This is a genomic window from Ilumatobacter sp., from assembly GCF_041688325.1.
Taxonomy (GTDB): domain Bacteria; phylum Actinomycetota; class Acidimicrobiia; order Acidimicrobiales; family Ilumatobacteraceae; genus Ilumatobacter_A.
Window position 1 is genome coordinate 1 of record NZ_JBDNIJ010000087.1, and the last position, 6,042, is coordinate 6,042.

Here is a 6,042-nt window from a genome sequence, read left to right on the forward strand (position 1 = left end):
CTAAAGAACAGGGGCATCCCGCGCCTGTCCAAACAGGGGGAGAACAACCCACATGCAGAAATCACGCGTGACACGCGTCGGTTCGTTGCTCGTCGGTCTGACGCTCGTTGCCGCAGCTTGCGGTAGCGACGAGGCTGCGACAACCACCGAAGCACCCACCGAAACAGAAGCACCCGCCGCGACAGAAGCTCCGGCCGCGACCGACGCTCCTGCTGCCACGGAAGCACCCGCTGAGACCGAGGCTCCGGCCGCGACCGACGCTCCCGCCGAACCTGCTGCCGCCTCCGACGGTATCCTCCGCCTTGGCGGCATCCTGCCCGAGACCGGCAACCTGGCGTTCCTCGGACCGCCGGAATTCGCTGGTGTTGAAGCTGCTATCGCAGACGTCAACGCCGCTGGCGGCGTCCTCGGTAATGACATCGAATGGCTCCCGGGCGACTCCGGCGACAACGGTGAAGTGGCCAACGCCACGGTTGACCGTCTCCTCGCTGAAGACGTTGACGCATTCATCGGCGCTGCAAGCTCCGGTGTGTCCCTGACCGTGATCGACAAGATCACGCAGGCTGGCAAGGTCCACTTCAGCCCGGCAAACACCTCGCCGGTCTTCACTACCTACGACGACAACGGTCTGTACTTCCGTACCGCTCCGTCCGACGTGGTGCAGGGTGCAGCACTTGCTGACATCATGATCGCTGACGGCGCCACCTCGGCTACCTTCCTCGTGCTCAACGATGCCTACGGCACCGGCCTGCTCGAGTTCACCCAGGGCCCGTTCGAGGCACAGGGTGGCGTGACCGACCTCGCCGAAATCTACGACCCGAAGGCTGAGAACTTCGACGACGTCGTCGGCAAGGCTGTCGACGCTGGCTCGGACGCCATCGTCATCATCGGCTTCGACGAGACCTCGAAGATCCTTACCGGTCTCATCGAGAACGGCGTTGGCCCGGCTGACAAGATGGTTTACGGTGTCGACGGCAACATGGGCAACGCCCTCGCTGCGGCCTTCGACGACCCTTCGGTCCTCGCCGGCATGCGTGGAACGCTCCCGGGTGTCGACGTTGATGGTCAGCTCGCAGACTTCCGCGACCTGCTCCTCGCAGTCGACCCGTCCCTCATTGACTTCTCCTACGCCGCAGAGTCGTATGACACGGTCATCATCTTGGCGCTGGCAGCCACCGTTGCCGGTACCGACGATGGCATTGCCGTTGGCGCAGAAATCAACGACGTCACCCGTGGCGGCGAGAAGTGCACGACCTACGTCGAGTGTCTTCCCCTCGCCGAGGCCGGCACCGACTTCGACTACGACGGTGTCTCCGGCCCGCTCGAGTTCCGTGACGAAGGTGAGCCCACACAGGCTTCCATCCTCATCCTGGAATTCGATGAGACCGGCACCATTTTCGTTGACGGTTCGGTCCAGGGTTCGGTCGAGGTCTGATCAACTCAGACCCCTGCTGATCTTCTGATCAACAACTGAAAGAGCCCGGGGCCTCGGGCCCCGGGCTCTTTTGGTTTTCAGCTCAGAAGCCCAACGCTCGCCGGCGCCGGTCACGCAGGCTCCAACGCAACGGGGGCAGATCAGTCGTCCTGGTGGTCTTTGACCAGGGTGCCGAGCTACAGCTCAATGACCTTGGGGTCATTCAGGAGTTCCTTGCCCGTACCCGTATAGGCATTGGAGCCCTGATCGAGCACATAGCCACGGTGACAGATCTGCAGGCAACGGCTGGCGTTCTGCTCGACCATAATGATCGACACGCCTGCCTTGTTGATCTGGTGACAACGAATGAACACCTCATCCTGCAGTGCCGGAGACAGGCCAGCAGAGGGCTCGTCGAGCAGCAGCACTGACGGATCCATCATCAGCGCACGGCCCATGGCCAGCATCTGACGCTCACCGCCAGACAGCGAACCGGCGCGCTGGCCGGCACGTTCCATCAGACGCGGGAACATGTCGCCAATGATGCCGACGCGCTCCTTGTACAGCGGAGGATTGAGGAATGTTCCCATCTCCAAGTTCTCCGTGACCGTGAGCGCAGGAAAGACGTTGTTGTTCTGCGGCACGTAACCGATGCCACGACTCACCAGCTTGTTCGCCTTGAGGTTCGTGATCTCCTCGCCACGGTGGCGCACCTGGCCTTCGCGAATGTTGACGAGGCCGAACATCGCCTTGATCAGCGTGGATTTTCCAGCGCCGTTCGGACCAATAATTCCGACGAGTTCACCCTGGGCGAGCTCAAGGGAACAGTCGTTGAGAATGTTGACGCCGGGGATATAGCCGGCCGTCAGATTATCGGCGACGAGGAGCGGCTCGCTCTTCGTCGCGACCGGCGCACCGGCTGTATTCGGGGAAGCATCAGACATTGTCAGGGCTCACAGTGCAGTGTCGAGATCGAGGGCGGAGTCGTGGTTTGATCCGAGGTAGGCATCGACCACGGCCTTGTTCTGGCCGATCGAGGCCGGCGGGCCCTCGGCAATGATCCGGCCTTCGGCCATCACGATGACCCAGTCGGAGATCTCTTGGACCATGTCCATGTCGTGCTCGACAAACAACACGGTCATTCCTGCGTCGCGCAGGCCAGTGACGTGGCCGAGCAGCGATTGGGTGAAGGCCGGGTTGACGCCGGCCATTGGCTCATCGAGCATCACCATCGATGGCTCGACCATCAATGCACGCGCCATCTCGAGGAGCTTGCGCTGCCCGCCGGACATCGTGCCGGCAAACTCGTCACGCATGTGCGACAGCTTGAAACGATCAAGCAACGCATCGGCGCGTTGTTCGATCTCCTTCTCTTGGGCTCGCCATGTGAAGGGCAGGACGGAACGCCACATCGACTCGCCCTTCTGACCGGTTCCACCGAGCTTCATGTTCTCGATAACGGTCATCTTCGACAGCGCCTTGGTGAGCTGAAATGTGCGCACCATGCCGTAGTTGGCAATCTTGTGCGCCGGCACCTTGTCGATGTTGTGCCCGTCGAACGTCCTGGTTCCTTGGTCCGGTGTGTCGAAGTTGGTGAGCAGGTTGAACAATGTCGTCTTGCCAGCACCGTTCGGCCCGATGAGCGCAGTGATCACGCCCCGCTGCACTTCGACATGTTCGACGTCGACAGCGGTCAGGCCTCCGTAGCGCCTGACGACGCCCTCAGCAATGAGGATCGGATCGGGCTTCTTGGCGCCCGGTTCCCAGGGAACATTATCGAGCGCGGCACGTGCCGCCACCGAGTCAACCCCGGCGATCTTGTCTGAGACTGCGACACTCATGTCGGAGACGTCACCGGCTGCACCAGCGAGGGGTCCGGCGTCTGGGATCAAATCGTCCTTGAACTCGTTTTCGAATTGGTCACCGGTCATCGAGCGCCATCTCTTCCTTATTGCCAAAGATGCCTTGCGGGCGGAATGCTGCAAGGAGTGCGAGGCCGAGGCCCATGATCATGAAGCGGACCTGACCGACCTGTGTGCCGGTCATGATCGCATCAGGGATCACATCGGCCGACACACCCTCGCGGAGAAACGTGTCGGAGAAGCTGAGCAGGCCGAAGAACAGCGATGCGCCAACGATCGGAGCAAGCACCTTGCCGGCACCGCCAAGGATCAGTGCGACCCACACGAAGAAAGTGACGTCGGTGATGAAGTTGTCAGGCTGCGCAACCGAGAAGCCAATAGCTCGGATCATGCCACCGACCGCACCGAAGATGCCACCGATGATCAGTGCCTGCATCTTGTATGAATAGGCGTTCTTGCCAAGGCTGCGAGCAGCGTCTTCGTCTTCGCGAATCGCCTTCAGAACTCGTCCCCATGGGCTGCGAATCAGCAGCCAACAAATCGTCGCGGCAATGGCCAACACGACCCAGCCGACGATCACGAGGAACATCTGGTTACCGGTGAAGAGGTTGAACAGGTAGCGATCCTGCGTACCGAACGGGCTCATGTCGTAGAACGTTCCCGAGAAACCCGTGAGTCCGTCGGAGGAGTTGGTCCACTTCTTGATGCCGGGCGTGGGCGAACGGACCACGATACGGAAGATCTCGGCCACCGCAATCGTCACAATGGCGAGGTAGTCGGCACGCAGACGCAGGGTCGGAATACCCATGATCAGTGCGAAGATCACCGGGAACACGATGACGCCAACAAAGATGCCGAGCCAGAACAAGGTGCCTTCGCTCAGGTTCCAGCCGAAGTTTCTGTTCGCTGCAGGCCCGATGGTTGCGACCATCATGGCGAGGCCGTATGCGCCAGCAGCCATAAAGACTGCCTGGCCGAAGTTGAGTAGTCCGGTGAAACCGAAGTGAACGTTGAGGCCGATTGCGGCCAGGGCGAAGACAATGAAGCTCTCGCCAATGAGCCCGCGGAACAGGCTCTCGATAATTGATCCCCAGTCCATGATGGTTTCCTATCCGATCCGATCTGGTCGTCCGAGCAAGCCCTGTGGGCGCACCAGGAGGATGACAATCAATGCGAGCAGCGCACCGATGTTTTTCATATCTCCAGGAATGATCAATGTGGACATCTGAATGAAGACGCCGGCGATCAGGCTGCCAACGAGGGCGCCGTACGCTGTACCAAGGCCGCCGAGTGTGACACCGGCAAACATCAGCAGGAGGAGGCGGAAGCCCATCTCCCAGTTGACGTTTTCGGTGAGACCGAACAGCACGCCGCCGAGACCGGCCAATGCACTGCCAACGATCCAGACGTACTTGATGACCTGCTCGACGTCGATGCCCGACGACTCGGCAAGGTCGCGGTTGTCAGCAACAGCACGCATTGCCTTGCCGACGCGGGTCTTACGGAGCGCCGTTGCCACCCCGACCAGGATCAGTGCTCCGAACGCGACGATGAAGATGTCTTTGCGGAGCATCGTGAAAAGCCCGAAGAACTCGACTTGGTCGCCGATGCGGAAATCACGGTAGAACCCTGCGCGGCCACCGAACTGGTACAGGAAGATGTACCGGAAGAAGATCGACAGGCCAATCGACACAACGAGTGCCGAGATGAGGCTGGCTCCACGGTTGCGGAGGCGCTTCCATACCAGTTCGTTGAACAATCCGCCGATAGCGCCGGTCATGATGGTTGCCATCACCGCACCGAAGACCAACGACGTCATCCAGCTGCCCAGGAAATCGAACTGCCAGGTGACGTGGAAGACGTACCCGATCATCGCGCCGAATGTGACCATCTCGCCGTGCGCGAAGTTGGTGAGGCCGGTCGTGCCGTAGATCAGAGACAAGCCGATTGCACACATGGCGATGATCATGCCGAGCTTGATGCCGTCGACGAACAGCTGAATGGGACGGATGGAGGTGGACTCTTCGACCACGCGTTCGCCCAGCGGGAACAATGTGTTTTTCTGGGTGTTCGGCTGGACTTCGACACCGGTCAACGGGTTGTTGTCAGGGTTGCGCAGCTCGAAGCCTTGCAGCGTGTCGACGTTGAGTTGGACCGAGTACACGCCTGAGCCTGGCAGTGCGACAACCCAGACGCCTTCAGCATCGGTTGTCGCCGTTCCGATTTCATTGCCGTCGGCATCGAACACGGCGAACTCGACGCCCTCGACGAAGATATTTTCCCCGGCGTCGTCTTTGGCACGCATCGTGCCACCGACCGTTTCGCCAGGGTCGTCCTGAGCGGCAACTTGGCCACCGAATGACAAAAACCCGAGCAACGAAGCAAGGGTCCCAAGGAGGACGGTCGACCAGATCGAATGTCGACCGGATCGCTGGGATGAGGTGGGGAGCGCCAACTGATGTGGCGGTCGCCCCTGAGACCTGTTCAGCACAGAGCGGTACCCTAGACTCTGGCGAGAGGTGGTCGTGCAACTTCGACTTCATCTTTGGTGATTTCCATCGCACGCCCGAAGATCAAGAGTTGCATTGTGACCACCCAGAGCGCCGTCGCGAGGGCGATGTGTATACCGACCAGCAGCTCGGGAACTCCATTGAAATACTGCGTATAGCCGACTCCGCCCTGCAGCAGACCGACGAAGATCCAGGCGGAGAGTATTCCGCTGAGCCGACGCTGCCCCGGTTCGTCGGCCCGCAACTGCAGGGCGAG

The 6,042-nt window shown here is 60.6% G+C and carries 5 protein-coding genes and 1 pseudogene; 1 reads left to right on the plus strand and 5 read right to left on the minus strand.

The genetic code is table 11. The features are described from left to right. The first annotated feature begins 52 nt into the window (after nt 1-52). Nucleotides 53-1,435, plus strand: coding sequence for an ABC transporter substrate-binding protein (locus ACH2EI_RS05875; protein ID WP_395159425.1), 1,383 nt, complete (start codon nt 53-55; stop codon nt 1,433-1,435). 176 nt (nt 1,436-1,611) lie between these two features. Here ACH2EI_RS05875 and ACH2EI_RS05880 read toward each other — a convergent pair whose 3' ends face one another. The 5 genes and pseudogenes from ACH2EI_RS05880 to ACH2EI_RS05900 form a co-directional block, all read right to left on the minus strand. After that, nucleotides 1,612-2,358 carry an ABC transporter ATP-binding protein gene (locus ACH2EI_RS05880; protein WP_395159427.1) on the minus strand — a complete coding sequence of 249 codons (747 nt, stop codon included), beginning with the start codon at nt 2,356-2,358 and terminating at the stop codon, nt 1,612-1,614. Nucleotides 2,359-2,367: 9 nt separating this feature from the next. Then, nucleotides 2,368-3,345 (minus strand): ABC transporter ATP-binding protein, encoded by a 978-nt coding sequence (locus ACH2EI_RS05885; protein WP_395159429.1) that lies wholly within the window; start codon nt 3,343-3,345, stop codon nt 2,368-2,370. Then, entirely contained in the window at nt 3,335-4,375 is a 1,041-nt protein-coding gene (locus tag ACH2EI_RS05890) for a branched-chain amino acid ABC transporter permease (protein WP_395159431.1), read from the minus strand. Before ACH2EI_RS05890 ends, ACH2EI_RS05885 begins: the two co-directional genes overlap by 11 nt. A 9-nt stretch (nt 4,376-4,384) precedes the next feature. Then, the gene (locus ACH2EI_RS05895; protein ID WP_395154751.1) at nt 4,385-5,653 is read right to left on the minus strand and encodes a branched-chain amino acid ABC transporter permease; all 1,269 of its coding nucleotides are present in this window, start codon (nt 5,651-5,653) and stop codon (nt 4,385-4,387) included. 125 nt (nt 5,654-5,778) lie between these two features. Continuing rightward, nucleotides 5,779-6,042 (minus strand): annotated as a pseudogene (locus ACH2EI_RS05900) (hypothetical protein); the annotation flags it as partial.